Source organism: Desulfobulbaceae bacterium DB1 (genome assembly GCA_001914235.1).
Taxonomy (GTDB): domain Bacteria; phylum Desulfobacterota; class Desulfobulbia; order Desulfobulbales; family SURF-16; genus DB1.
Map to the genome: position 1 here is coordinate 111,188 of MQUF01000014.1, position 25,110 is coordinate 136,297.

Consider the following 25,110-nt stretch of genomic DNA (forward strand, 5'->3'; position numbering starts at 1 on the left):
GTTTATATGGTATGTTGAAAAAAATCTCGGGTGTTTTTTTGTTGTTCCATGCCAATCAACGGGAAGACGCTTCAGATGAGCGGAATCTGCGTAAACGGAGATGAGTAGGTTATGACGGGTGTTGCTGCTGAGCAGGAGCTGTATCAGGCCTGCCGGATCATATTCGGGCCGAATCTTGCCGTATCACGAGAATTTCTTGAATATATTCAGCTTTCCGGCGTGAAAAGCGCTTTCCGGAAAAAGGCGATGGAGACACATCCCGACCGGTTGACGGGACAGGATGAGTTGGCCAGGCGACAAGGCGCCCGTCTTTTTCATGCCGTCAAAATCGCCTATGAGCAGTTGACCCGCTATGTCGATGCCCGGGACAAGGGTTTCCGCTTTCCCGGCCTCAGTCCTGCCTGTGCCCCGCACTTCTCCGGTGTCACAAGAAATTGCGGTCGCCAAACCGCGTCCCATTGGTCAGGCGCTTCATCGGCGAAACCTGGTTTTGCTGCCGGGAAAGCCTCACGGCAAGCTTTTTACGGCAGGAACCTTTATCAGGGGCGTATCCCTGAACGGCGGCTTCTTTTCGGACAATACCTCTATTACGCGGGCCAGGTGTCCTGGCAGGATCTGAATCAGGCTCTTCTGTGGCAACGGGCGCAGCGTCCCCGCCTGGGAGAGATTGCCCGGGAGCGCGGCTGGTTGCGCCGTGAAGATATCCTGACCGTGTTGCGGTCCGCTGTTCAAGCCTCGCGACCGTTTGGTGAGCGGGCATTGGGCCTGGGACTGTTGACCCATTCCCAGCTTCAGCTTCTCCTTTTTGAGCAAAAACGGCGCCATCAAAGGGTTGGCGAGTACTTCGTCCTGCACCGCATCATGAGCCGGCCCCAGCTTCAGCTTCTTCTCTCCCGCTTTAACCGGCACAATGCAATGCATGCCCGGTCCCGTCGTTTCTCCGTGAAATAGTGATATATAACAATCTTATATATCTCATTGTCGTTATTTTTGTCCTTTCCACCAATGGTGTACCGGAAGTTCCCCAGTTCGGTCCGCTGTCGTTTCTTTTGCTTTTCTGTCTGAAAGCTCTGGGTTTTGTGCTGGTGGTCCGGATTTTGTTGCAGGGCAAAAGGATCACCCAGGCGGCTGATTATTTTGCCGCTGAACAGAAGCTGTCAATTATGGCCATTATCTGGCTGGCGGTTGATGTCTATTTTCTTGACTGCCAGTATTACTTTGCCCTGATACCGGGCAGTGCGCGACTGCCCATCCTGGTCAGCATCTGCGGCATCATGCTCTTTTTTTTCTATCTCAGCATCTTGTGGCTGGGGGCGCGACGGCAATATGGGCGCATTTTCGGTCGCAACTATGCAGCCGGTGCCTTTGTCACAATCAATCTGAAGAACAATATCCCCATTATTCTTCCCTGGCTGCTCCTTTCCCTGTTGGCCGATCTGTTGCTGTTGCTGCCTTTTCCAGGAATAAAAAGGTTTTTTCATTCCTCCTGGGGCGAGCCGCTTTTTTTTCTGGTCTTTTTTATCTTGCTCGCCGTTGTCCTGCCCGGCATTATCACCCGCTTGTGGGGATGCCGGCCCATGGAACCCGGGCCGGTCCGCAACCATGTTGAGGCGTTCTGCCGCAGGCTGCGGCTGCAATATGCCGATATCCTCATCTGGCCCCTGTTTGAAGGGCAGGTGCTCACCGCCGGGGTCATGGGCATGACCAAACGCTTCCGTTATCTGCTGTTTACCCCGGCGCTGCTTGACAGCATGACCGTTGACGAGGTGGACGGGGTGATGGCCCATGAGATCGGCCATGTGAAACGATATCATCTCCAGCTTTATATGGTGCTCCTCCTCGGATTCAGCCTCATCGCCCAGCTCGGCACCTATGTCTTTATGTATCTGTTGTTGCAATCAAGCTATTTTTATCAGCTGACCGCCTTTTTGGGCAAGAAAACCGACGTGGTGCTGATTTTTTTCAGCTCCTTCGGGTTGCTTGTGCTGCTGATTCTGTATTTTCGCTATGTGTTCGGATTTTTCATGCGGAACTTTGAACGCCAGGCTGATCTCTATGCCATGGAGAGTCTCGGCGCCAGCCGGGGAATAATCAATGCCCTGGAAAAAGTGGCCTGGCTCTCCGGCAACATCCGGGACCTGCCCAGCTGGCACCACTTCGGCATCGGTGAACGGGTTGATTTTCTGCAGCGTTGCGAAAAAGAGCCGAGGCATATTTATCGTCATCATCGCAAGGTGTATGGGGCCTTGCTGGCCTATCTCGCCGTTCTTGTGCTGACCGGTTTTACCCTGTGGAAAATGCCCAGTGATCTGCTGGAGCGAGCGCCCCTTGATCATCTTGCCAAGCTGTATCAGGAAAAGACGGTGGAAGAACCGCAAAACCCGCTGTGGTTCCACCTTTTAGGTGATCTGCAACAGGGACGGCATCATTACCGGGAGGCGGTGGCCGCCTACGAAAAGGCACTGGCTCTGGCCCCGGAACATCCTGAGGTGCTTAATAACTTCGCCTGGGTGCTTCTGACTGCAACCGATGCCGGCGTGCGTGATCCGGCCAAGGCTTTGATGCTGGCGCGAATTGCGGCGGCCCAACGGCCGGCCGGCTATATTCTTGATACCCTGGCCACGGCTTACTGGCAGAACGGTTTTCCGGAAATGGCGCAGCAGATGGAGCAGGAGGCCATTCGGGTCGATCCGGAGCATCGGAATTATTATGAAAAGCAGTTGCAGCGGTTTTCCGGGGGAACTGAGGAAACACGATGAGTGAAGTCAAAACGGGCAAGGCCCACCCAGGCGGCGGCCTTGTCCTGCTTTATACCGGCGACGGCAAAGGGAAGTCAACCGCTGCTTTTGGTCAGGCGATGCGTGCCGCCGGCCATGGCATGAAGGTTTGCATTATCCAGTTCATCAAGGGAAAATGGCAGACCGGCGAGGCAATGAGCTTTGCCCGGCTGGCCGACAGGGTGGAGTTTCATGTCAAGGGCAGCGGCTTTACCTGGTTGAGCGATGATAAGTCGGCAGCGATCCGGGCGGCTGAAGAGGCCTTTGCTTTTGCCGCGGAAAAAATTATGAGTAACCGTTTCGACATGGTTGTGCTTGATGAACTGACCTATCTCATCACCTACGGCATGGTGGCGGAAAACGAGGTGCTTGAGCTGATCAAACGGCGGCCGGCCGCGCTGCATCTGGTGATCACCGGGCGGGGGGCAAGCGAAAATTTGATGAATGCCGCGGATCTTGTTTCCGAAATCAGGATGATCAAGCATCCCTATGAAAAGGGGATTGAAGCAAGGAAAGGAATCGAATTTTGACCGCCATGGCGGTCAAGGGATTTCTTTGTCGGTTTTTCCTGCCGGGGCGGGTGGGGTGGCAAAGTCGAGCAGCCTCAGGTCGTGACCGCTGACTAAGGCCCGGCCAAGGATTGCACCGATACAACGTGCTTGCTCGAGTTGCCCTTTGTCGTGCCCGTAGCGTGGATAATATTTGCCGATGAGCCGTGACTTTTCCGGCGATTTACCGGCAAGTTTCAGGAAAACTCCCAGGGTGCGCCACGGCTCCTTGCTGGGGTGGGTGAAAATGATCCGGTTCACCACCCTTGCCCCTTTTTTTCGCAGCAACCGCCGCAGGCCGAACCAGTGCAGGCGCCAATACCCTCGGCAGGAGATGAGGGGAATCACCTTGCGGCCGGTAAAGAGCTGTTCCCCGTCCCGGTCAAGCAGCGAAAGAACCGGCCCGCTGGGGTGATATGACCAGGTGGGACCGGCAAGGAGGACCAGGTCGTACGGCGACCAGCATTTCTCCGCCAGGGGTGCAATGGGAACGCGCATTCTGAAGAAGGTGAGCAGCATCATTGCCACGGTGGCCCGTACTGATCCCAAGGGAAAACGGATGGGCTTGATCGGTCTCAGCCGTTCAATGGTGACGGATACGCCGGTGGTTTCAAGACCGCTTGCCAGTCGGGCGAGCAGATTGCTTGTCTGACCGCTCAGGGAAAAACAGATGATCAGGATTTTTTTTGCAGCTGATTTTTCCATGGCCTGAGATATTACCCTATGAAAAGGAATTTTTCATTATGGAAAAAATGTATGATGTCGTCATCGTCGGCGCCGGGATTTCCGGGCTGGCCACTGCCCATTTTCTCAAAAAACAGGCTCCTGGTTTGCGTGTTCTGCTGCTTGAGCAGAGCGACCGGGCCGGCGGTGCCATCCGTTCGTTCCGGCAAGACGGTTTCCTGGCCGAATGGGGCCCCCACGGTTTTCTTGACAATGCTCCGGAGAGCCGGGAAATCATGGAGGATACCGGACTTTATCAGGAGGCGCAGCAGGCGCCGCTCGGTGATTTTCACCGTTATGTCTGCCATCGCGGCAGGCTGGTGCAGATTCCGCAGAAACCGGGAAAAATCTTGAGCACTCCCTTGTTGTCTCCTTGGGATAAAATCAGGGTGCTGGGTGATTTGTGGATCAAGCCGGACCCCCGGGATCAGACAATCGGCCAGTGGGCGGCAAGGCGTTTCGGAAAAGGGATCCTGCCGCTGGTCGATGCAGCGGTTACCGGGAGTTTCTCCGGTGATTTCAATCTGTTGAGTATCGATGCGGTGATGCCTGGGGTGCGAAGACTGGAGCAGGAACATGGTTCCTTGATCCGTGGGCTTTTTAAAAAGATGAAGGCGGCAAAATCCAAGGACAAGGGGCGGCTGCCCGCCATGAATAATTTTCCCCAGGGGCTTGAGCGGCTGGTGGAGGTCATGGCCAAGGAAAAGGATATCCGGTTCAATGCCGGGGTGCGCGGGTTGACCAGGGAGCAGAGCGGCTGGCGCCTTGTCACGGCAGACAGCGAGGTGCGGGCGACAAATCTTGTCATGGCCCTGCCGGTAAACAGCAGCCTGCCCCTGTTGACCCCTTTCGGCGCTCCACCCTTGCCGGAGGTGCCGGTCTCCACCATTTGCAATGTGGTGCTGGGTTTTGACGACAGTGCCAAAGTGCCTGCCGGGTTCGGCTATCTTGCGCCCGAGAGTGAAAAGAGGTTTACCCTGGGAGTTCTCTTTTCATCCCACATGTTTCCCAATCGCGCCCCAAAAGGCAAGGTGCTGCTGGAAGCCCTGGTGGGTGGTCGCAGGCATCCCGAGCGGCTCGCCCTGGCTGATGAGGAGATAATCGCTTCCGTCCTCCGTGATATTTCCCGGTTGCTGGAACTGCCCGAGAAACCGGTCTTTGCGAAAGTTCTCCGTCCTTCCGGCGGCATTCCCCAACTGGAAATGGGTCACCCGAAAATGCTTGCCTACCGCGGCGAGATCGAAAAAAACAACCAGGGACTCTATGTCTGCGGTTTCGGCTGGGACGGCATCGGCATCAACGATATGATCAAATCGGCCAAGAAAGCTGCCGCATCGATCAGTGCCGGTGGACGAAAAGCGGAAGAGGCTGCGCCGGTGAAACCGGTTTATTTCTAGAGGTTCGGAGACAGAAGTTTGCAGTTGCCGGTTTGCGGTTGATGGCTTGAGGCATTTCAACAAGAAATGATTCTTTAACCGGCACCTGTCTGATTATCTGTTCATCACAGAAACTTTTTTTCCAGCCGGTCCTCAAGAAGCTCGACCTGGCGCCTGAGGCTGGTGTTGCGTGTCCTTTTATCGGTGATCGCCCTGATGGAATGAACCACGGTGGAGTGATCCCGGTTGAAGGCCTTGCCGATGTCGGTCAACGGCATATCCGTATATTTGCGCGACAGATACATGGCAATCTGCCGGGGGAGCGAGATGGACTGCTTGCGGGTTTTGGACTGCAGCTCGGCAACGTCGATTTTGAATTGCGTTGCGATGAAATCCCGGATGACAACCGGCGAAAGTGTTCTGCTTTGGCCGATAATGTTGCTCAGTGTTTCCTTGAGCATGCCGAAATCCGGTTCCGCCTTCAGCAGCGAACATTGGGCCTTGAGGCTGACAATGGCGCTTTCCACCTGGCGGATGTCGCCTTTGATGTGTTCCGCAAGATAAACAACCTGCTCTTCGTTTAAGCACAGATCCTTGATTTCCGCCTTGCGGCGGATGATTTTGATCCGCGTTTCCATGGTGGGCGGATTGATGGTCGTCACCATGCCGGAAAGAAGCCGGGAGCGGATGCCGGAATCGATGTCGGGAATTTCCTTGGGCCCCAAGGAGCTGGTGAAAATGATTTTTTTGCCGGTTTCAAGGAGAATATCAAGGGCCTCGGAAAGCTCCGCCTGGGTTTTCAGGCGTCCCGCCAGGGTATGGACATCCTCGATAAGAAGCACATCACATTGTTTGTGATATTTATTCTTAAAGTCATTCATGGTGTTGTTTTTGATGTTTTTCACCATTTCCGAGGTCAACTGCTGGGCGGACAGATAGTTGAGCCTGGTTGCCGGTTTATTTTCAATAATATGATGGGCAACCGCATGGGTCAGATGACTTTTGCCCAGGCCCGTCCCTGCTTTTAAATAGAGACAGTTGCCGAAGGCGGTGTCGTTCATGGCGATATCGGCGCAGGCGGAATGCGCCATGAAATTACAGCTGCCGACAATAAATTCATTAAAGGTGAAACGGGGATGCAGGGTTCTGATGCTTGATTTCACCTTTGGCATATCCGGCAAACGCAAGGCTTGCCGCGGAGCGGAGAGCAGGGCCTGCGGGGTCGACTGGCCGTTTGTCTGAAAAACGATTTTGAGATCGTTTCGGTCCAGTAGGTGCAGGGCGTCCTGGATGTTTGCGCTGTATTTGTCCGCAACCCAGGAGCTGAAAAAACTGTCCGGGCAGCTCAGTTCAAGAGTCGAATTGTCATTTTCTTTTCCTGATAATGGGGCAATCCAGAGCGAATATGCCGTTTCTGGCAGTTTTTCCGATAAAATTTCTTTAATTTTTTCCCAGAGCATGGATGTTCCCGAGGTCGTTTGGAGATTCTATAAATGAAGAATAAAATATTATGATCAGATAAGGAGATCGTTTCTTTTGTGTTTGCTTTTATAAAAAAAAACGGTCTGCTGTCAAAGACGTTTCTGCCTGATTTCCGGAAATAAAAGTTAAAGTTATCAACACTCTGTATTCCCTTGCGAGACGGGGGGAGACAGCCGGTCGACCGCTAACCGCCAATAAAAACGTGTTTTTTGGAACCTCTTGGGAAAACTCTTTGAAATCAGGGGGTCGGCGCCCTTGCCCCCCTTTTTCGTGGTATTTAATCGTTTTCTGAATATATCTTTTTCTCGTTATTTCTCGTTTTTCCTGATTAATGCTCATTTTTTTCTAACTACCCGTGACTGCATGGATATTTTTTTTCGCCTTTTTCTTTGATCAAATCGGCGGAAAAAAGGTTGATTTTGTTTCATTGTGTGTCTGTTGTGGCGGGGTGGATGATCGGAGTGGCAATGTGTTGGAAAAATGACGAAAAGTGAGAATTTTCAAAAGGAACTTGTTAAAAAAAGGCCATTTTGATATGATAAGAGTTGAAAAAATGACATAAGAGGTTCCGGCTGTCTTCCGCGTTTCCAGCCGGATGAAAGATTCACTTTTGGCGAAAAGAAACGGAGGTCATGATGTATTCCTGTCCGGCAAAAAAAGTAGTATCCTCGGAAGAAGCAGCCCGTTACACGTCTTATTCACTCAGTAATTTTCATAAGATCAGGCAGATTCATCGTCTTACCCGGCAACAGCGGTTTGCCGTTGATGTTGTCGGCCGAGTTCTTCCCTTTAAGACAAACAGTTACGTTGTCAATAATCTGATCAACTGGGACAATGTCCCGAATGATCCGGTCTTTATCCTTAATTTCCCCCAGGAGGAAATGCTGTTGCCGCACCATTTCGCGCAAATGGCTTCGCTTGTGCAAAACGGTGCGGCGCAAAAGGAAATCAGCGCCTGCTCAAATAAAATTCGTTTGGAATTGAATCCCCATGCCGCCGGTCAGCTTGAGCATAATCGACCGTCGTTGAACGGCAGGGTGCTGCAGGGGATGCAGCATAAATATAAGGAAACGGTTCTCTGCTTTCCCAGTCAGGGGCAGACATGCCACGCCTATTGCACCTTCTGTTTCCGCTGGCCCCAGTTCGTCGGTATTGATGAATTACGTTTTGCCATGCGGGAGGCTGATGATCTGGTGCGCTATGTGGCAACCCATCCCGAGGTAACGGATGTCATTTTCACCGGCGGCGACCCGCTGGTCATGCGGGCCGGAGTTCTTTCTTCCTACCTGCGAGCGTTGATTAACGCCGATCTGCCGCACCTGCGCACTATCCGCATCGGCACCAAGACCCTTTCCTATTGGCCGCAACGGTATGTGTGCGACAAGGATGCGGGGGAGCTGCTTGGCCTTTTTGAAGAGGTTGTTGCCGCCGGCAAACATCTGGCAATAATGGCCCACTTCAATGTGCCGCAGGAGCTGGAAACCGACATCGCGCGTCAGGCGATCAGCCACATTCGTTCGACAGGCGCGCAGATCCGCACCCAGTCGCCTCTTCTCCGTCATATTAATGATACGCCGGAGAGCTGGATGCGGCTGTGGAAGGAACAGGTCAATCTCGGCTGTATCCCGTATTATATGTTCGTTGCTCGGGATACGGGCGCCCATCACTATTTCGGCCTGCCGTTGCATCGGGCCTGGAGGATATTCCGTACCGCGTATAAGCAGGTGAGCGGCATTGCCCGCACCGTGCGGGGGCCCAGCATGTCCGCCTTGCCCGGGAAGATACAGATTCTCGGCGTTGCCGATATTTCGGATGAAAAGGTTTTTGTCCTGCAGATGCTTCAGGGCCGCAACCCTGACTGGGTTGCCCGTCCCTTCTTTGCCGCGTATGACGAGCGGGCGACCTGGCTTGATGAACTTCGGCCGGCTTGCGGCGAAGAAACTTTCTTTTTTGAGCGCGATTCGGATTATCCCCAGGGGAACAGGCTTCATCTGGTCTGATCCATGCAGGAAAGGGCGTCGCTGATTGCTGCGGCCAGTTGATGAACGGTGTAGGGTTTGCGCAGAAAGCCTGATGCGCCTCGTTCAATGGCCCGGTGCACCTCGTCGCCGGGTGAAAAGCCGCTGGTCAAAAGCGCTTTCTGGCCGGGGTGCAGTGTGAGGATTTCTTCATAGGTTTCCCGGCCGCCCATGCCGGGAGGCATGATCATATCGAGCAGCACAAGGTCGATCGTGTTGCCTTTCATAAATGCGACCGCCTCTTCGCCGCTCGCGACCGCCCGAGGAGCGTACCCGAGACGGGTGAGCATGCTTGTCGCAATCATCCGCTGCTGTTCGTCGTCATCCACCACCAGAACGTTTTCGCCATGTCCGATGGCGAGACTTTGCTTTTCCGTCTGGGAGGGAGGCCGGCTGGTGGAATCCGTGCTTGCCGGCAGTTGGATTTCAAAGGTCGTGCCCCCTGGGCTGCTCGCTACCTCCACCGTGCCCCCATGCTCCTGGACGACGTTCCATACCACGGCAAGCCCGAGTCCGGTGCCGCTTCTTCCCATGATTTTACTGGAATAAAATGGTTCGAAGATCCTTTCCAGATCCTCACGTTCTATTCCCGGTCCATTGTCGCTGATTCGAAGATGAATTCTGGCTGAACAGCCCTGGTCACGGGAGGAATCCACTGATGTTGAAATGCAGATCGTCCCCGGACCGTTAATGGCTTCGACGGCATTGGTGACGAGATTCATCAGTGCCTTGGTGATCTGTACCGGCGAACCGGACAGGACGGCTGCTTGCTCTGTCAGGTCGGTGCGGATGGAAATTGCCGGATAACGGTTGCTGAGTTGGCTGAATTCCGGAGAACCCAGGTATTGCTCGATGATGCGGTTCAGATCAACGGGTTCCTTTCTTTGGGCAATGCCGCGGGCCACGGTGAGCAGGTCGTCGACAATGGCCGCCGCCCTGTTGCCGGCCTGCTTGATGGTGGTCAGCGGTCTGCGCATGGGGCTGTCTTCCGGCTGGTCAAGCAGAAGCATGTCCGGGTAGGAGACGATGCCGGCCAGGATGTTGTTCAGGTCATGGGCAACGCCGCCCGCCATCATGCCGATGGCCTCCATTTTTTGAGCGCGATGCAGGCGGGCTTGCACTTCCTGCCGTTCCATTTGCGCCATCTTCCGCTCGGTTATGTCAAAAACAAGAACATGAAACGCCTTGCGGTCATTGTCCCAGTTAATGACCTGGCCGTGGATTTCATACCATTTGTCCTCGGCCTTCCTCTCGCAGGTATAGCCGCCGCCGGGTTGATCGGCATCAAGGAGAAACCGTCTGTCAATGCAGCAGGAACAGACTCCTTCATGGTCGTTCTCTCCGAAAATTTCAAAACATTTCCTGCCGACAATATCGCCGAAACGTTCACGGGCAAAGCGATTGATGAACAGGATTTCATGGGTGAGAAAATCCGATACATAAACGATATTGTCCAGTCCATCCACGATGCCGGCAAAGCGGCGATAGGCGTTGGTGAGGGATTCCTTGGAACGCTGTAGTTCCGCCATGGCCTCCTGCTTTCGGTAAACAGCGGCGGCAAACAGCAGCACGGCCATGATGGTGCCGATAATCAGGAAGGTTTCCATCTGTTGGTATTGCCTTTGCTTGGCGTCGGCAAGGTTTTCGAAACTGGAGAGGCGCTGCCTGCTGTTGAAAAAGAGCTGGTTGGCGTTTTCGTGCATGCGGATAAAGCTGGGCGAGGCGTTTTTCAGAAAACCCTTGATAGCCTTGATTGATCCTGTCCAGACTGCGTCGTAGGCTTTTTCCTGATGCTTGTCCCGGGTTTTGCTCAATTCGAGCAAGATGGCCGTTTTTTCCGCTATGTCGGCCAGTTTCGGGCGCAGGTCGATGATTTCGAGAATGTATGTTTCCTTGCGGTTCGGCTGATAATGGAGGGTGGTGACCATTTCATCCCGCTCCGGCAGGTTGAGCGGCATGTGGAAATCAATGGTGCCGCCCTTTTCAATGATGTGCAGTGAATGGTTGACCTGGGCAAGAAGGGCGAGAATCTCATCGCGCAGCAGTTGCTGGGTTCCCGGATCGGTCGAGGTGGGCAGGCGATAAAAAAGGGCCTCGACCTGGCGCAGATCGGAGATGATCATTTCGCCGATGGCAATGCGGTTATGCTCATTTTCCGCCTGGGTTTCCAGCTTGGCCTTCAGGTTGATAAAGAGACTGTGCTGCAGGAGCAACAGGCTGAAACCGGCGAGAAAGATGGCCAGCAGGGCGTAGAGTCCTTTGCCGGATAGGGAGGAGGCGCTCATGGCGTGGCCTTTTTTTACTTGAAACCGTGGTCGGCAAAGATCTTCTTGCCCTGTTCCGAACCGGCCAGGTCGAGAAAGCTGCGGGCAATGTCCGGGTATGGCGAGAATGTCAGCAGACCGAGGATCAGCTTATGGGGCGGCGCCATGTCTTCATCGAGCTGCAGCGCCTCCATGAACGGTTTGTTTTCTTCCCAGAGGGAGGTGGCGTACCAGTTGAGGACGAGGTCCGCCTTTTGTTCCTTCAGGGCCTGGACCATTCCTTTGGAGTCGGCGGTCAGGTAAAGGGCATTTTCCAGCGCTTGCTGGTAAATGGCGATTCTGCTCAGGATACGTTCCGTTTCTTTGCCGATGCTGCCGTTTTCAGCTGAACCGAGGACAACCCGGTATTTCTTGTCGAGCAGATTGTTGACATCGGCTGTGATGCTCAGGGGATTGCCCTTCTGGACAATGAGCGCGGCGCGGTTATAACCGACATGGACGGTTTCTTTCACCCAGCCTTTTTCCATGCAGGTTTTCATGTAAGATTCCGAGCCGGCAAGGAAAAGGTCGCCGACCATGTTGGCTTCGATGCTCCGCAGCAGAGCCCCTGAGCCCTGTTTGGTTATTTTTATTGTGCAGTTGTGTTTTTGCTCGATGATCTGAGCTATTTCCTGCATGGGACGGATCATGGTGATGCCGCAATAGATCAGCAGTTCTTTTCTGGGCGCCGCCTCTTCCGCGTTCCGGCAGCCGGCTGTCAGAAGCATGGATAACAAAGTGAAATAAAAAATAATTTTTCTCATGGGAAGCCTGGGTTGAGCTGTAAAGGAAACGGGCATCATTTCGTTCAGCACGTTTCCCCTATGATAGGGGCAAATGAACGGATATGTAAATATCCTTATAGCATGAAATTTATGAAAAAAGGTGGGAAAATGCAAGATGAGTCGGGGGGATGGGAAGGATAATTTTTTGCATTGAGCGAAGGGCGGTATTACCATTTAGAAAAAGAGACGGGGGAAGCGTTGTCGGAAAACCGCTAAATGCATCATTATGGTAACCCGGGCCTTTTTGCCGCTGACCAGGTGAAGTGGAAAATTTTTATTGAGCGATGGCGTAAGGAGACGCAATGGATATCAAAGGTAAAAAAATAGAGGAACATCTCATCAGCCGGGAGCCTTTTTATCTGCCCCAGAAAAACGAATTGACCGTGGCCATGGTTGCTTACGCCAACGGACTTCCCCTTTTGCTGAAAGGCCCCACCGGCAGCGGGAAAACCAGATTCATGCAGTTTCTGGCCTGGAAGCTGAAACGGCCCCTGATTACCGTTTCCTGTCATGATGATCTGTCCACCAGCGATCTGGTGGGGCGCTACCTGATCCGGGGAGGGGAGACGTTCTGGGTTGACGGGCCCATGACGCTGGCGGTGCGGCACGGCGCCATCTGCTATCTCGATGAGGTGGTGGAGGCGCGCAAGGACACCACCGTCGTCATCCACCCCCTGGCGGACGACCGGCGGCAGCTTGCCATTGAAAAACGAGGGGAGCTGCTGGACGCACCGCCTGAGTTCATGCTGGCCGTTTCCTATAACCCCGGGTATCAGTCGGTGCTCAAAGACATGAAACAGTCGACCAGGCAGCGTTTTGTCGCCCTTGAGCTCAATTATCCGCCTGCGGAACTGGAAACGAAAATCGTCGTCCGGGAGGCGGGGGTGGATGAAAAAACGGCGGCTGCATTGGTGCGTATCGCGGCAATGACTCGCGGCCTGAAGGATTCGGGCTTGCAGGAGGGGGCGAGTACCAGGCTGTTGGTGCATGCCGGTCTGCTCATCCGGGACGGTATCGTCCCCCGCGATGCCTGCGATGTGACCATAACCCAGGCGCTCACCGATGATGAAGAGCTGGCCGGTGCCATCAATGAAATGATCAGTTCCGTTTTGTGAGTCCGGCTTATGGATAAGAGGGTTGCGGCAAGATTACAGAGGGTCATCCCGGAGCATGAACTGAACTCATGGGAACGGGAGCAGCTGCTGGAACAGCTGTCGGCTTATGACCCGCAGCGGCAGGAGGCTGTGCTGGTTCAGGTCGGGATTTTGTGGCCGGTCAGCCATTCCCTCTGTTTCGCGTTTCTGGAGCAGCTTGAGGCCGGACTCGCCTGTCTTGATGCACAGCAGCTGCCGGAATGGGTCAAGGGGATCCTGGCGGCCTACGAGGCGGATGGACTCCGCGCCGCCCGGCTTTACATGGCTGATGTTGAGAACAATTTTCTCTGCCGCTTGCGGGGAGAAAACGGTCTGACCTTTGCCGAGGCCCAGGGAAGGCTTCTGCCCTATCTGCGGGGGCTTGCCGGCAGGAACCTGCAGCTTGCGACCGGGGAAGAGGCGGCCACTGATACCGAGACCATCTTTCTGCCCCGGGAGGTGACTTTTTTCCAGAACAGAGACGATAACTTCCGGGTATTCAAGCTTCTCGCTTCTTTCCAATGGGCCTTTATTCATCAGGATCTCTATTGCCACCGGCACGACACGGCAAACGCTCTTGCCGCGGGCTTCGCGGCAGGGGATGCATCCTTGGAACAGGCGGATGTGCTGGAATTATTCCTCAAACAATTTCCCCACCGGCAACTGGCAGGGGATATTTATCATCTGCTGCAGAGCGTGCGGGCCTCGTTTTTTCTGCAGTCCCATCTGCCGGGGCTGATGCGTGATGCCCGGCCTTTTTTTGCCTTGCAGCTGGAAGATCTGTCCCGGCTGCCGTTGCCCGAGGGTGCCGCAGCTTCCCTGCATGCGGTTCGCCTGTGGCTGCTTGCCCGTCTGGCGGGTGGGCAATGTTCGAGCAGGAGTGCTGCGGCGGCGCGGCTGATTGCCCGTTTGCCGGATGGGATGACTTCCATGGCGGAAGTTTTTTCCCTCACCGCTGAATTTTACGAACTGCTCCGGCCGGCGGCAAAGGACTATGACCCGCTCCCCCCCCTGGTTTTTCAGGGGACGTTGCAGACGCAGGCCGCGCACCGGGCACGTCTTGCCCGCCGGGAGGCGCGAAAGCAGAAGTTTATCGAGGGCCTGGCGGCAATTCTCCCCCCGGAGTCCGGAAAAAAGAAGCAAACAACAGAGGATCAGCCGGAAAAGAGACAGCCCGCGGCTAATGTTCTCGAGGGGGGAGCAAATGTTTCCCCCATGCAGCCCCAGGGCGGCAAGGACGAAGACGAGGAAAAGCAGATTGCCGGGGAACCCCGTTTTATCTGCCTTGATGATGAAAAGCTTGCGTTGCCGGAGGAATTGAAGAACCTGGCCCGTGAAATCGAGGACGATCTCGGCGGGCTCCCCGCTTTTTATATTGCCAGCGCCGGTATGAAGGCCGGCAGCCGGGGGAAAAGTCCCCTGGCTGCTTTTGAGTCCGAGGATGGATCTGCCCTGCGGGGGGAATTGCTCTATGACGAGTGGGATTATCGCAGACAGGGTTTTCGCAAAGACTGGTGCCGCCTGATCCGCAAAAAACTGCACCCGGTCAAGGGAACCTTTGTCAACAACACCATGGACACCTATCGCGGCCAGATCATCCAGCTGAAGCGGCAATTTGAGATGATGCAGACCCGGCACCGCTTCGTCAAAAGGCAGCGGGACGGCGATGAAATTGATGTGGATGCCCTGATCGAGGCCCATGCCGATGTCAAGGCCGGTCATGTGCCGTCCGAACGGTTATTTGTTCGGCTGCTGCGGGACGAACGGGACATCGCCGCCCTGTTTCTGGTGGATATGTCGTCCTCGACGGAAGGCTGGGTGGGAACGGCCCTGAAGGAGTCACTGGTGCTGCTCAGCGAGGCGTTGGAATCCCTGGGCGACCGTTATGCCATCCACGGGTTTTCCGGCATGCGCCGAACCCGCAGCGAGGTGTATCATGTCAAGGGCTTTGATGAACCCTATTCGGATGAGATAAAAGGGCGCATTGCCGCCATCGCCCCCATTGATTATACCCGCATGGGACCGCCCATCCGGCATTTCACCGCCGAGCTTGCCGAAGTCGATGCCAAGGTGCGCCTTTTGATACTGCTGACCGACGGCAAACCGGAGGATTATGATGACTACAAAGGCGAATACGCCATTGAGGATACGCGCCACGCGCTTCTTGAGGCCAAGGCGGCGGGTATCCATCCGTTTTGCATCACCATTGACCGGGAGGCGCAGGATTACATGGCCCATATGTTCGGCAAAATCAACTACACCTTTATTGACGACGTGCGCAAGCTTCCCCTGCGGGTCCCGGAAATTTATCGGGCCATCACCAGTTGAACTCTGCTTACGTGCCTGGATCGACCAGGTAATCCTTCAGCTTTTCCAGCAGCGATTCGGGTAAATCCTCGCCATAAAGGAAGGCCTGGGCCTCTTCGCCGGTTATCTGCTGTTTGACGTCAATCGGCAGAGAGCGAAGTATCGCCATTCTCTGCGGATCCGGTTTGCCCTTGGGGTGGTTTTTGGTATCCATTTGAGCCTCTTGCAAAATGACGAGAGGTTTTATATGGAGATTATTTTCTCATAATATATTGAAATAATTGAACTTCATGGCATTTCCCGGTATAGTTTTGTATCCAGCAAAACAAACCAGGAGGATGCCATGAAGCTCGCGGATAAAATATCATGGTTGATGGGTTATGTCCAAAGAAGTCTGTTTCCCCATCTGAACCAATGTTTGAAAACATCGCTTACCGAGCAGGAAGAGCGACTGGTATCAATTCTGGAGATTCTCCAGATTGAGCAGTATGTTCCAAGGAGCGGGACTCGCTATCGCTGGCCAGGGCGTAATCCTCTTGACCGGAAGGCCATGGCCCGGTCGTTCGTGGCGAAGGCGCTCTATCGCCATCCGACGACCAGTGATTTGATCCGCGCCTTGCGGTCAGCAGAGAACCTGCGGCGCATATGTGGGTTCGTGGCTTCCGGAGATATTCCGTCGGAGTCAACATTCTCGCGGGCCTTCGCCGAATTTGCCGCCGGCGGGCTTGGCAGCCGGGTTCACGATGCGCTGGTGGAGGGATACCTTGCGGGAGAGCTTGTCGGTCACATAAGCCGGGATTCCACGGCCATTACCGGTCGCGAGAAACCGGCGAAAAAGGTGGCCGAAGAGCCGAGGAAGCCCCGCAAGAGAGGGCGGCCGGCCAAGGGTGAGCAGCGGGAGCCTGTCGTCGAGAAGCGGCTTGACCGTCAAGTCCGGTTGACTGCGGAGGAAGCTATCCGTGAGCTGCCGGTCACCTGCGACCGTGGAACCAAGAAGAATGCCAAGGGATACAAAACGTCCTGGAATGGCTACAAGCTGCATTTGGACACAAACGATGCGGGGCTGCCGATCAGTGCCCTTGTCACCTCTGCTTCGCTGCATGACAGCCAGGTAGCCATTCCGCTGATCAAGTTGACCAGCAGGAAGGTGACGTACCTCTACGACTTGATGGATGCGGCGTACGATGCCAAGCGGATCGAGGAGACCAGCCGGCAATTTGGGCATGTTCCGATCACGGATAAAAATGGGCGAGGCCATGATATCGTTCCCATGGCGCCCCACGAAGCTGAGCGTTATAAAATCCGGTCCACTGCGGAACGGGCAAACAGCCGGTTGAAAGAAGACTTCGGTGCCAACAACGTCATGGTCAAAGGACACAGCAAGGTAACCCAGCACCTGATGTTTGGAGTCATCGTACTGTTTGCGGATCAGCTTCTGCGTCTACTCGGTTAGGTTGTCAAAGATCAAAAAAATGAAAACTGCGCGAGAAGTATGCCCGCCATGGCATAATATTCACAAAAAAACAGTAAAATGAGCATTGACAGGCAAAAAAAACGATATGACAATTTGGCCACGATTTATAAGCTGCTCATTTTGCAAAAGGCTCATTTGTCTGCTCAAAAGGTAATGATCCGGTAGCCGTTGTTCAGGTAATGCGCCATGGAGGGATGGCCGCTGATGTGGCCCACCAGGGGCAGGCCTTCGGCCAGAACCGCCTCGGCGACGTTCATTTTGGCCGAACAGGCCTTGCAGACCGCAACAATCAGATCTTTTTCCCTGGCCTTTCGATAGAGCGGGGTAAGCATGTGTCCTTCCCGGCTCATCACCGGCACCAGCGTCACCGCCTCTCCCTCCAGAACGATTTTCCCTTCTCTGCCCTGTTCATGCAGGTCAAGGGCGTTTAAAAGAACATGGATAAAGCATAATGGATCGCCTCGAAAGGCAAAGAGAATGATTTTTTCTTCCATGGCGTGCTCCCCGGATGTGAAGATTGCGGCTCGGTTATCGGCCTGTTGGGAAAATTCTATCAGGATTGACGGCGCATGGGAAGATTCTTTTCTTCAGGCGACCAGGAGAACGATGGCGCACAAGGCCAGCAGCAGTCCGAAAATCTGATGCAGGGTGAGGGGTTCCTTGAGAAAAATCGCGGCCAGAAGGATGGTAATCAGCGGGTAAAGGGCGGTAAGGCTCACCACCAGGGAAATTTTTCCCTTTTGCGCGGCGGCGAAGAAGAAAAGGGTGCCTGCCATGCCGGCAATGCCGGTCAGGACGGCGAACAGCACACCTTTTGGATGATGCGGTGGATGGAAATCCACAAGGCAAAGCGTCACCACTCCCACCAGCAGCGCCCCGCCCACTTCGTAGATCAGGGCGCTCTGGGGAGAGATGTAGCTGACGGCGATTTTGGGGAAAAATCCCCAGAAACCGTAAAATATCAAAGCCAGCAATGCCGGGAAAAGCCAGTTGTCCATGCCGGAAGCGTTTTCCTTTGCCCGCGTCGATGCCTGTTTTTTATCTGACGCCCCAGATATCCTTGTCGCCCTTATCGTCAAGGCCGAAGGTTGTGTCCGGCGTATAGATGATTACCTGATTGCCCTCGCCCCGCCGGATAACGGTCTTGGTCAGCCGGGAATACCAGATCCCCAGTTTGTTCCCCTGGTCGTCAAGAATAACGGCGCCCTTGTACATGTTTCTGAAGCGGTACCTGTTGTCGATCCGTTCCATCCAGCCGGTGAGCTGTTTTGCCGTGATATCTGATTTTTTCCAGAGGCTCGGCGCCAGCTGGTAGGCGTTGTCGATCGCCATGATGGCATCGGGTTCGGCATCCGGGCCGATATAATAGTAACTGTGGTTTTCAAGAATACGGCCGGATTCGAACACCTCGTTCACCGACATCTGGAAATCAAAACGGCCGTATGGGCCTCCTCCGCAGCCGCCAAACAGGAAAAGAGCGGCAAGGACCCCCGCCATGAGCGGCATGCGGGAAAAAAAGGATGACACTGTCATGTTTGTCTTCATACTTCCTCCTTATTATGGCGAAACGGCGGCGGATGAAGCAGGTGCGCCTCCGCTGGTTTTCTCAAAAAAACGAATCTTTTGAGAATGGTTCTTTTCTCAATTATAAGAACGGGTAACAAAAGTTCAATGGGTCCCTTCATGTTTGCCGCCGCATCCCGCGCAATGTCGGTTTGCGAAGAAAAATAACCTCGACCGGCAGCACGGCAGGGAAGACCGGCATGCTGAAATGGCACATGAAATGGCCGAAGCCGGTGAGGATCATGATGGACTGCGCATTGGTCTTCATCGGCGGTCGGCGGGCCTCAGCTCCACCAGGGTGGCGCCCCAGCCACTCCTGTCTTCATGAGCCAGCCGGAAGGAGAGGACCTCGGGCATCCTCTCAAGCAGGGCGTGCACCGTGCGCAGCATGGTTCCGGTTCCCTTGCCGTGGATGATACGGATCTGCAGCAGATTCTTGTGCCGGCAGGCCGCTATGTAATCGGGTATCAGTTTTTTCACATCCCTGGGCTGAAAGGTGTGCAGGTCGAGTATGCCGTCAATGGGCAGTTCAATCGGTTCAAGTTCGTCAATCATGATTTATTGCAACCTTGTCGGCGGAAGATAAGACAAAAATATCGATTGGTAAGGGCATGGGCAAAGAAGCTGCAAATTCAGGCCGAATGCAACGTTTTTTGCCCCGGCAAAATTAATTTACTTCCGATCCGGGAATACTGATATAATTTTTTGGCAAAAGAAAATGATTCTTGAGTGTTCATGCCTGTTGCGGCAATGGTGCGCTCCCGGCATGAAGGGATGGAGATTATGTGTTCCGCCCCTGGCGCGGGCGGGAAATGGAAGGAGAAAAGAACATGAGCCGATATTATTACGAAATATTTACCGTGGCCATGGCCAAGCATACCCGGAGGCCCTGTTGCGATGGGCGATGACAAGGAAAAACAGAGAATTCTTTTTCTCGGATCAAATGTCAAGATCCGCAATCTGCCGATAAAGGAAGTCAGCCTGATCGAGGAGGGCAGCCTGCCCGCTTACGGCTATAATCCGGGAGATTTCGTTGAATTGCTTGCCGGCAAGGTGGCGGTGGAAAACGGCAGACTGGACCAGAGCCTTACCTGGCTCGCCTCCTATCTCACCGCCGGCAACCTGAGCCCCCGGGTCACCACCATAACCTATGGGGAACAGAAGGATATTTTTCAGATTTTCCGCAAGCGGCAACGGCCGGAAATCGACAAGGATCACGGCTGGTTCATGGTGCATCAGATTCTTCCTTTTGCCGGACGCGGGGAAGACGAGAAGGCCCTGGCCATAACCGGTGAAAACCGGGAAAAGATGAGCGGCCATGACGGCATCATGGTGATTGACGACGGCGGCCGACCGCCGGGAATCGCCGCCGAGCTGAAGGAGATGAATCCCGGGGCCTGGGTGATCGCCATGGGGATCAGCGTTGCCTACTGGACCGAATGGGCCGAGCATTTCGGGGAGAATTTCGTTTTGTTCGGCCGTTTGTCCGATCTCGAAACAACCCGCATGGAAATGGACAGCTCCGTGGTCTGGGAGTCCATTGTCGCCATGGCCCTGCGCGCCCTGCGCTCGCCCGAGGTCGGCATCTGGGACGAAAGGCGGGGCCGTTTCCGTTGCCACACCATGATCGAGATGTTTCCCAATGGGTTGCTTTACGTCAGCCCGGAAAATGTCTTTTTCCGGCACAGGGAAGGGAGCCTGCCGGAAAAGAGTTCGCCCCGCCAGAAAGGATCCGTGCCTGCTTACGACACCATGGTCACCTCCATGCTGGCCATGGATTATATCCGCCAGGGGCGACTGGTGGGTGGCCGGCGTTTTTTCAGCGATTTTTCCAAACGGACCCTGCTGCACTGGCAGTTGCTTTACGAAAACGGCTATTATTTCTCCGATTCGCTTGAGCTGCCAAACCTTGATTTTACCTCAACCTTTCCGGGCGGCTGCCCATGCTCCTTCCTGGATGACAATGATCCTTTTTTCATTGAGCTGCCGCCGTTTTCTCCGGAATTTGACCGGAGCCTTGAGCTGGTGTCGGCCCAGGAGTGGACCCGGCAGAAAATGGCGGGCTTGCGGGCTTTTTTCGATCAAAGCGGACGGGTTTCCCCCTGCGGGAAACCCGCCTTGCCCGGACTTGCACCGCTTGGCTACCTGGATGTCATCCTCGAGGTTCTGCATTATCTGAAAGAGGAGGTGAGCCGCAAAAGCGGCTTCGCCAACCTGCGCATGTTTAACGTCGGTCACCTGCGGACCACCGATCCGGCGGAAATCGGGCCGATTCTGACCCTGCAGTCGGTGATGGATTCCTATGTGACGAAAGAGAGCTATCAGCGGCCGCTCTGCATCGGCGTTTTCGGCCCTCCGGGATCGGGGAAATCTTTTGCCGTCAAGGAAGTGGCCAAGGTTATCGGCCGGAAATTCGATCGGGATCCCTTTGATTTTTTTGAATTCAACCTGACCCAGTTCGCCGAACCGGATGAGATCAATTCCGCCATCGATCTGGTGCGGGCCTCGGTGGCCAAGGGCAAGGTGCCCATCACCTTCTGGGATGAATTTGACTGTCGCTACGACGGTCATGAGTTCGGCTATCTCCGCTATTTTCTTCCGTCCATGCAGGATGGCGTTACCTACGTGCACGGCATCCCGTATTATATCGGCCGCTCCATTTTCGTTTTTGCCGGCGGGGTGAAGACGAGCTGGCAGGCGATGGAGGATCTGCTCGGCAAGGCCACTCCCCAGGAGCTGCAGCTGGCAAAGACCTTGAAGATTCCTGATTTCATGAGCAGGCTGCGGGTGGTGCTCGATATCGACGGCATCGACATCCCGCAAGAGCTGCTGCGGGATTCCGCTTCCGGCGTCGAACTCGAAGAACTGCGCCGAATTTTGCTGAAAAGGGCCTTTATCATCGCCCATCAGATGGATACCCACTGGAAAAAGGCGGCGCGCAAGACCTCCGGACTCCTGCTGCGTCTGCTCATTGCCCAGTATAAATTCGGCGCCCGTTCCATCGAGGCGGTGATCGAGGCCAGCCGCGCCGCCGAGCGACTTGTCTACGGATTGCCGGAACTGATCGGGCCGTCCGGCGCCCGCATTCATGCCGACTGGCGGGTTGATCTTGAACGTCGGCTTGATCAGGTGCGAAAGAAGCAGGGATTGCGGTCCGTCTGGTAAAAAAAACGGGCCGTAAAGGGATAAAAAAAACGTAAAAATTGACTTGATGAATCGATCCGGATAGGGTAAATATCACCTTTCCCAAACAGGCACCCGTAGCTCAGCTGGATAGAGTACCGGACTACGAATCCGATGGTCGCATGTTCGAATCATGCCGGGTGCGCCATGACAATTTCAAGCCCTTAGCTCATTGCGAGTTAAGGGCTTTTTTGTTGTGGATATCGGTTTTGCCGAAAACTTGCCCAAATTGTTTTTTTGTCGTTTCTTTCCATTTGTTACTTAATACTGCTGTCCGCTGTATCAAAGGCGCTTGTGTCTGAAATCTTGAGGGCATTTTCAACGTGGTCCGGGAAATGAAATGCGGTGAGCAACTGCTGGAGACCTGCGGCGCTGCCATACCCGGATAAGCAAAACAGATCAATACATTCCCTAGCGCTATCCTCGTTCACGATTTTTCAACCAAAAAAAGTCGAGTAACACACCAGGTTGATCGTCATAAATTGATGGAGGAATGTCCTTTTCCTTACTTTGCCTGCGGAAGTTGTTCATTTTGTTTTTGCGAGGCAAGATGCTCGATCAGGATGCGGCGCACCTCTTCAATGGTGAACGGGTGCAGCTGGCAGGAGTGCTCACTCCTGACGATGAACTCCGAATCCATCCCCTCCAGATGGGCACTGCTGTATTTGACCACGCCGTCGTCGCCATCCGGCGGGGTGGCTTCTTCGTCCTTGATGGCGATAATCGAATGCCCATGGATGCCGGGCGCCAGGGGGATATCGGCCAATGCCTGGAGGAGAGGGTTTTCGGGTGACATGCCGTCGGCGCTGGTAATGGTTCTTCCCTTCAGTTGACTTTTGACATTGTCGGTCAACAGTTCGTGCAGATCAGTGACTTTGGTGAGCAGGGTGGCCGGCAGTTTTACCAGTTTTGCGATGAGATTCCGCACCAGATGCGTGCTGAGGAAGCTTCCGCGGTGCGGCGTGGCAATGAAGACAACCCGTTTTACAAAAGGGACCGGTTTCACGACCAACAACTCGCGGATCAGCTTCTTGTTTTTCTCCGACGTTCTGATATCCTTGATTTCCTTTCCCATTACCGCCTGCACCAGCTTTTCGCCCGTATCGACGGCGGTGAGTTTGGTCAAAAGGCCGCCCTGGCTATGGCCGACGACCACCATTTGCCGCAGTGCCGGATCCTTGCCGTCCGGATCAAGTGCCGCCGCCTTTTCCCGCAGTGCGCTCCGCAGATCGCCTGCCGACATGGCAATGACGTTGTTGCTTTTGTAGATGAAGTACCAGAACTGGAAATTCTTCCTGATCGTTGCATCATTGTACAGGGTATTGAACATTTCGGACCACCAGGCCGGGCTGCTGGCCGTACCGTGCACCAGGACCAAGGGAATGCGGCCCGGCTGATATGTGCCGATCTGATAGAGACCATTGGGAAGAGCGAGGAACGTATCGCTGAAAAAAGAACCGATGCCGAAGGACCACAGTTGCGACCCTTCCAGTTTGTAGGCGAGGGTTGTTGTGAGATCGGCCTCAAGGGGGATTTTTTTCTCTTTGACGGTAATCTCACTGTCGTCAAAGGTGGAATAGAATTCGAGTGCTGCCTGTCCACCACCATTACTGAATTCGGCCAGCTTGCTCTCCACCCTCAGAAAAACCGTCAGCGGAGCAACCTGACCGCCCAAAAGAAAGCCAGGGACCTTTTTTTTGATTCCTATCAGCGGCAGTCCCATTCCTGAATTTCTGTTTCTGACGCTGAAGCCCCGCACGGCAAACTTGGCGGCAGGCTCGAATTTTTCGAAATCGGCAAAATTCAAAGAGAACGCGGACATGTTCAACGAAATGGTCAGATTCCCAATGGGGAGCGTGCGAGACTGTGCCTCAAGCACCAGCTGCCCATTTTCGCCTGTGGCAAATCCGCGCCACAGGGAAAAATTGTAGAGGTCGCTGGCCGTCCGCAGGCGCGGGTCCAATGCATGGGGCGGGGGCTCGGGGCCCTCGCTGAAAAGAAAATGGTAGGAAGAGATCGCCGCCAGGAGGAAATAGTCCGCCGCCAGCTTCTTTTTCGCGGGGTCAACGCTTTTGGCCAGCTTGTCGCCATGGAGGTAAGATGTTTCCGCCAGGGCGAAGAGTATGTCGCGTCGATCGTCGGTGATGGCTTTTTCGTACAGGGTTGCGATGACCTTGGCCGGTTCTTTTTTGAATTTCTTCAAAAGATTGAAGCGATTCAGGACGAGGTTGGTGTCATCACCGGCGACTCCGGCGCTCAAAGGGTTGGCATAGGTATCATGGTATGCCTCCCGGGGAGAAACAATGTTGACGCCGACCGGGGTGGCGCACCCTGCCAGAGTGAGACAGAGCAGGAACAGCGCGACATGCACGAAGCTGATTTTCATGGTGTGCCTCCCGACAATCCGACCCTTATGAGTTGTGAGAACTCAGGGACATTGCCGATCCTTTGTGCCCGTTTGTTGATCAGGCTTTGTTTTTTCAATTCGGCAAAAGGCAGGGACCGGTTCAACATGCCCCGCTCGTACAGCATCTCATCGGCATAGCCGTTGACAATAATCCGCCAGTCAAAACGGGCATCCGGGTTGAACGGGGCGGTATGGCGACGGATAGTGGTCGTGCAGTTGCTGCCGATTGCCCGGTACCATTCGGGACGATCCTTCAGGTTGTTGACTTCGCGCAGGTAATCGAGAAAAACCTTGCGGGCGAAATCCATCGGGACATTGAGGCGATAAAGGTAGACATCCTCGCCCTTGCGGAAATTGGTTCGGAGACGGACCAGGTCGTGTTCATCGGCAATCACATAGGTCAGCTCGAACTGTTTGAAAAAACCCTTGACGGCGGAATAGTCCTCGCCGATCTCTTTTCTCGTCTCAACGGAAAAACAGAGGTAATTGCCGTCCGCGAAACCGAAGCTGAGCATGGTGTGGGCGATATGCGGAGATCCCCAGTAAATCAGGAAGAGATCAACGCTCTTCAGTTTTTGCAGGTCAAATTCCCGATCATAATGGCGAACCGTGAAATCCGTTTCCGTGCGGTAGTCGCAGTTGCGGATGTTGTGGACCGTGACACGATCGCCGCTGACCTCGGCCCAGGGGAGCACCGCCACATCCGGCTGCCAGTTCCGGTTGTTGGACGGCGGAATCAGCAGCCACCAGGCAGTGAACACCAGCGCGAACAGCAACACGAAAACGCCCCAGGCCCGGCGTTTGCCCTTGCGGAGTCCGGCGCCGATGAGAACCAGGGCCGCCAAGGCGAAGAGGCCGCCGGCTATCGCGCCCAGCGCGTCCGGCAAAGGAGAGTAATAGATGGCCAACGTTCCCAGGCCACCCATGAGGGCAAGGGCGAGAACGGCCGCGGCCAGGCCGAACATTTTGACTATTTTTGCCATTGCGCCGCCTTTCGGGACAAGCCGCTTATTTGCAACGATTCTTTAATC

Annotated in this window: 20 protein-coding genes and 1 tRNA gene; 10 read left to right on the top strand and 11 right to left on the bottom strand. The window is 54.5% G+C overall.

Going from position 1 to position 25,110, the window contains the following annotated elements; translation table 11 throughout:
• Window positions 1-111 precede the first annotated feature (111 nt).
• The 3 genes from BM485_12230 to BM485_12240 are packed head-to-tail and all read left to right on the top strand — an operon-like array spanning window position 112 to window position 3,307.
• Window positions 112-951: a hypothetical protein gene (locus BM485_12230; protein OKY74612.1), complete on the top strand. Its 840-nt coding sequence runs from the start codon at window positions 112-114 to the stop codon at window positions 949-951.
• Complete coding sequence (locus tag BM485_12235; protein OKY74613.1) at window positions 951-2,759, top strand: hypothetical protein; 1,809 nt, start codon at window positions 951-953, stop codon at window positions 2,757-2,759. The genes BM485_12230 and BM485_12235 overlap by 1 nt, the downstream gene beginning before the upstream one ends.
• Window positions 2,756-3,307, top strand: coding sequence for a cob(I)yrinic acid a,c-diamide adenosyltransferase (locus BM485_12240; protein ID OKY74614.1), 552 nt, complete (start codon window positions 2,756-2,758; stop codon window positions 3,305-3,307). The genes BM485_12235 and BM485_12240 overlap by 4 nt, the downstream gene beginning before the upstream one ends.
• Window positions 3,308-3,319: 12 nt before the next feature.
• Here BM485_12240 and BM485_12245 read toward each other — a convergent pair whose 3' ends face one another.
• Window positions 3,320-4,030 carry a hypothetical protein gene (locus tag BM485_12245; protein OKY74615.1) on the bottom strand — a complete coding sequence of 237 codons (711 nt, stop codon included), beginning with the start codon at window positions 4,028-4,030 and terminating at the stop codon, window positions 3,320-3,322.
• Window positions 4,031-4,068: 38 nt separating this feature from the next.
• Between BM485_12245 and BM485_12250 the strand changes: the two genes are divergently transcribed.
• A complete protein-coding gene (locus tag BM485_12250) occupies window positions 4,069-5,445 on the top strand; it encodes a protoporphyrinogen oxidase (protein OKY74788.1) in 1,377 nt (458 codons plus the stop codon).
• Window positions 5,446-5,549: 104 nt separating this feature from the next.
• Here BM485_12250 and BM485_12255 read toward each other — a convergent pair whose 3' ends face one another.
• Window positions 5,550-6,884 carry a chromosomal replication initiator protein DnaA gene (locus BM485_12255; protein OKY74616.1) on the bottom strand — a complete coding sequence of 445 codons (1,335 nt, stop codon included), beginning with the start codon at window positions 6,882-6,884 and terminating at the stop codon, window positions 5,550-5,552.
• A 657-nt stretch (window positions 6,885-7,541) separates the two neighbouring features.
• On the opposite strand from BM485_12255, the gene BM485_12260 reads away from it, so the two are divergent.
• Window positions 7,542-8,906 carry a lysine 2,3-aminomutase gene (locus BM485_12260; GenBank protein OKY74617.1) on the top strand — a complete coding sequence of 455 codons (1,365 nt, stop codon included), beginning with the start codon at window positions 7,542-7,544 and terminating at the stop codon, window positions 8,904-8,906.
• On the opposite strand, the gene BM485_12265 is transcribed toward BM485_12260, so the two are convergent.
• Both BM485_12265 and BM485_12270 read right to left on the bottom strand, forming a co-directional pair.
• On the bottom strand, window positions 8,894-11,209 hold the full coding sequence (locus tag BM485_12265; protein ID OKY74618.1) for a hypothetical protein: 2,316 nt from the start codon (window positions 11,207-11,209) through the stop codon (window positions 8,894-8,896). The two genes, BM485_12260 and BM485_12265, sit on opposite strands and share 13 nt — an antisense overlap.
• A gap of 14 nt (window positions 11,210-11,223) precedes the next feature.
• Window positions 11,224-12,027 carry a hypothetical protein gene (locus tag BM485_12270; protein ID OKY74619.1) on the bottom strand — a complete coding sequence of 268 codons (804 nt, stop codon included), beginning with the start codon at window positions 12,025-12,027 and terminating at the stop codon, window positions 11,224-11,226.
• A gap of 287 nt (window positions 12,028-12,314) precedes the next feature.
• Here BM485_12270 and BM485_12275 point away from each other — a divergent pair, with 287 nt between their 5' ends.
• Both BM485_12275 and BM485_12280 read left to right on the top strand, forming a co-directional pair.
• Window positions 12,315-13,127, top strand: a complete 813-nt coding sequence (locus tag BM485_12275) for an AAA family ATPase (protein OKY74620.1) — start codon at window positions 12,315-12,317, stop codon at window positions 13,125-13,127.
• 9 nt (window positions 13,128-13,136) lie between these two features.
• The gene (locus BM485_12280) at window positions 13,137-15,473 is read left to right on the top strand and encodes a hypothetical protein (GenBank protein ID OKY74621.1); all 2,337 of its coding nucleotides are present in this window, start codon (window positions 13,137-13,139) and stop codon (window positions 15,471-15,473) included.
• A gap of 7 nt (window positions 15,474-15,480) precedes the next feature.
• On the opposite strand, the gene BM485_12285 is transcribed toward BM485_12280, so the two are convergent.
• Window positions 15,481-15,666 (bottom strand): hypothetical protein, encoded by a 186-nt coding sequence (locus BM485_12285; GenBank protein ID OKY74622.1) that lies wholly within the window; start codon window positions 15,664-15,666, stop codon window positions 15,481-15,483.
• Between the two features lie 159 nt (window positions 15,667-15,825).
• Between BM485_12285 and BM485_12290 the strand changes: the two genes are divergently transcribed.
• Entirely contained in the window at window positions 15,826-16,905 is a 1,080-nt protein-coding gene (locus BM485_12290) for a hypothetical protein (GenBank protein OKY74789.1), read from the top strand.
• Between the two features lie 164 nt (window positions 16,906-17,069).
• Here BM485_12290 and BM485_12295 read toward each other — a convergent pair whose 3' ends face one another.
• The 4 genes from BM485_12295 to BM485_12310 form a co-directional block, all read right to left on the bottom strand.
• A complete protein-coding gene (locus BM485_12295) occupies window positions 17,070-17,420 on the bottom strand; it encodes a cytoplasmic protein (GenBank protein OKY74623.1) in 351 nt (116 codons plus the stop codon).
• Window positions 17,421-17,513: 93 nt separating this feature from the next.
• Window positions 17,514-17,924 (bottom strand): hypothetical protein, encoded by a 411-nt coding sequence (locus tag BM485_12300; protein ID OKY74624.1) that lies wholly within the window; start codon window positions 17,922-17,924, stop codon window positions 17,514-17,516.
• Between the two features lie 40 nt (window positions 17,925-17,964).
• Entirely contained in the window at window positions 17,965-18,423 is a 459-nt protein-coding gene (locus tag BM485_12305) for a hypothetical protein (protein OKY74625.1), read from the bottom strand.
• A gap of 330 nt (window positions 18,424-18,753) precedes the next feature.
• Window positions 18,754-19,044, bottom strand: a complete 291-nt coding sequence (locus tag BM485_12310) for a DNA mismatch repair protein MutS (GenBank protein ID OKY74626.1) — start codon at window positions 19,042-19,044, stop codon at window positions 18,754-18,756.
• A 342-nt stretch (window positions 19,045-19,386) separates the two neighbouring features.
• Here BM485_12310 and BM485_12315 point away from each other — a divergent pair, with 342 nt between their 5' ends.
• Both BM485_12315 and BM485_12320 read left to right on the top strand, forming a co-directional pair.
• Window positions 19,387-21,654 carry an ATPase gene (locus BM485_12315; protein ID OKY74627.1) on the top strand — a complete coding sequence of 756 codons (2,268 nt, stop codon included), beginning with the start codon at window positions 19,387-19,389 and terminating at the stop codon, window positions 21,652-21,654.
• A gap of 89 nt (window positions 21,655-21,743) precedes the next feature.
• A tRNA-Arg gene (locus BM485_12320) sits at window positions 21,744-21,820 on the top strand.
• A gap of 357 nt (window positions 21,821-22,177) precedes the next feature.
• Here the strand turns inward: BM485_12320 and BM485_12325 are convergent.
• Together BM485_12325 and BM485_12330 are read right to left on the bottom strand one after the other, a co-directional pair.
• Window positions 22,178-24,058 carry a hypothetical protein gene (locus BM485_12325; GenBank protein ID OKY74628.1) on the bottom strand — a complete coding sequence of 627 codons (1,881 nt, stop codon included), beginning with the start codon at window positions 24,056-24,058 and terminating at the stop codon, window positions 22,178-22,180.
• Window positions 24,055-25,062 (bottom strand): hypothetical protein, encoded by a 1,008-nt coding sequence (locus BM485_12330; protein ID OKY74629.1) that lies wholly within the window; start codon window positions 25,060-25,062, stop codon window positions 24,055-24,057. The genes BM485_12325 and BM485_12330 overlap by 4 nt, the downstream gene beginning before the upstream one ends.
• Window positions 25,063-25,110: the final 48 nt, after the last annotated feature.

Excerpts from the sequence above, each read along its gene's own strand:
- BM485_12305 (OKY74625.1), bottom strand. The coding sequence starts at position 18,423 with ATGGCGGGGGTCCTTGCCGCTCTTTTCCTGTTTGGCGGCTGCGGAGGA.
- BM485_12325 (OKY74628.1), bottom strand. The coding sequence starts at position 24,058 with ATGAAAATCAGCTTCGTGCATGTCGCGCTGTTCCTGCTCTGTCTCACT.
- BM485_12290 (OKY74789.1), top strand. The coding sequence starts at position 15,826 with ATGGGTTATGTCCAAAGAAGTCTGTTTCCCCATCTGAACCAATGTTTG.
- BM485_12315 (OKY74627.1), top strand. The coding sequence starts at position 19,387 with ATGGGCGATGACAAGGAAAAACAGAGAATTCTTTTTCTCGGATCAAAT.
- BM485_12330 (OKY74629.1), bottom strand. The coding sequence starts at position 25,062 with ATGGCAAAAATAGTCAAAATGTTCGGCCTGGCCGCGGCCGTTCTCGCC.
- BM485_12275 (OKY74620.1), top strand. The coding sequence starts at position 12,315 with ATGGATATCAAAGGTAAAAAAATAGAGGAACATCTCATCAGCCGGGAG.
- BM485_12240 (OKY74614.1), top strand. The coding sequence starts at position 2,756 with ATGAGTGAAGTCAAAACGGGCAAGGCCCACCCAGGCGGCGGCCTTGTC.
- BM485_12245 (OKY74615.1), bottom strand. The coding sequence starts at position 4,030 with ATGGAAAAATCAGCTGCAAAAAAAATCCTGATCATCTGTTTTTCCCTG.
- BM485_12280 (OKY74621.1), top strand. The coding sequence starts at position 13,137 with ATGGATAAGAGGGTTGCGGCAAGATTACAGAGGGTCATCCCGGAGCAT.
- BM485_12300 (OKY74624.1), bottom strand. The coding sequence starts at position 17,924 with ATGGACAACTGGCTTTTCCCGGCATTGCTGGCTTTGATATTTTACGGT.
- BM485_12270 (OKY74619.1), bottom strand. The coding sequence starts at position 12,027 with ATGCCCGTTTCCTTTACAGCTCAACCCAGGCTTCCCATGAGAAAAATT.
- BM485_12260 (OKY74617.1), top strand. The coding sequence starts at position 7,542 with ATGTATTCCTGTCCGGCAAAAAAAGTAGTATCCTCGGAAGAAGCAGCC.
- BM485_12265 (OKY74618.1), bottom strand. The coding sequence starts at position 11,209 with ATGAGCGCCTCCTCCCTATCCGGCAAAGGACTCTACGCCCTGCTGGCC.
- BM485_12295 (OKY74623.1), bottom strand. The coding sequence starts at position 17,420 with ATGGAAGAAAAAATCATTCTCTTTGCCTTTCGAGGCGATCCATTATGC.
- BM485_12285 (OKY74622.1), bottom strand. The coding sequence starts at position 15,666 with ATGGATACCAAAAACCACCCCAAGGGCAAACCGGATCCGCAGAGAATG.
- BM485_12310 (OKY74626.1), bottom strand. The coding sequence starts at position 19,044 with ATGATTGACGAACTTGAACCGATTGAACTGCCCATTGACGGCATACTC.
- BM485_12230 (OKY74612.1), top strand. The coding sequence starts at position 112 with ATGACGGGTGTTGCTGCTGAGCAGGAGCTGTATCAGGCCTGCCGGATC.
- BM485_12250 (OKY74788.1), top strand. The coding sequence starts at position 4,069 with ATGGAAAAAATGTATGATGTCGTCATCGTCGGCGCCGGGATTTCCGGG.
- BM485_12255 (OKY74616.1), bottom strand. The coding sequence starts at position 6,884 with ATGCTCTGGGAAAAAATTAAAGAAATTTTATCGGAAAAACTGCCAGAA.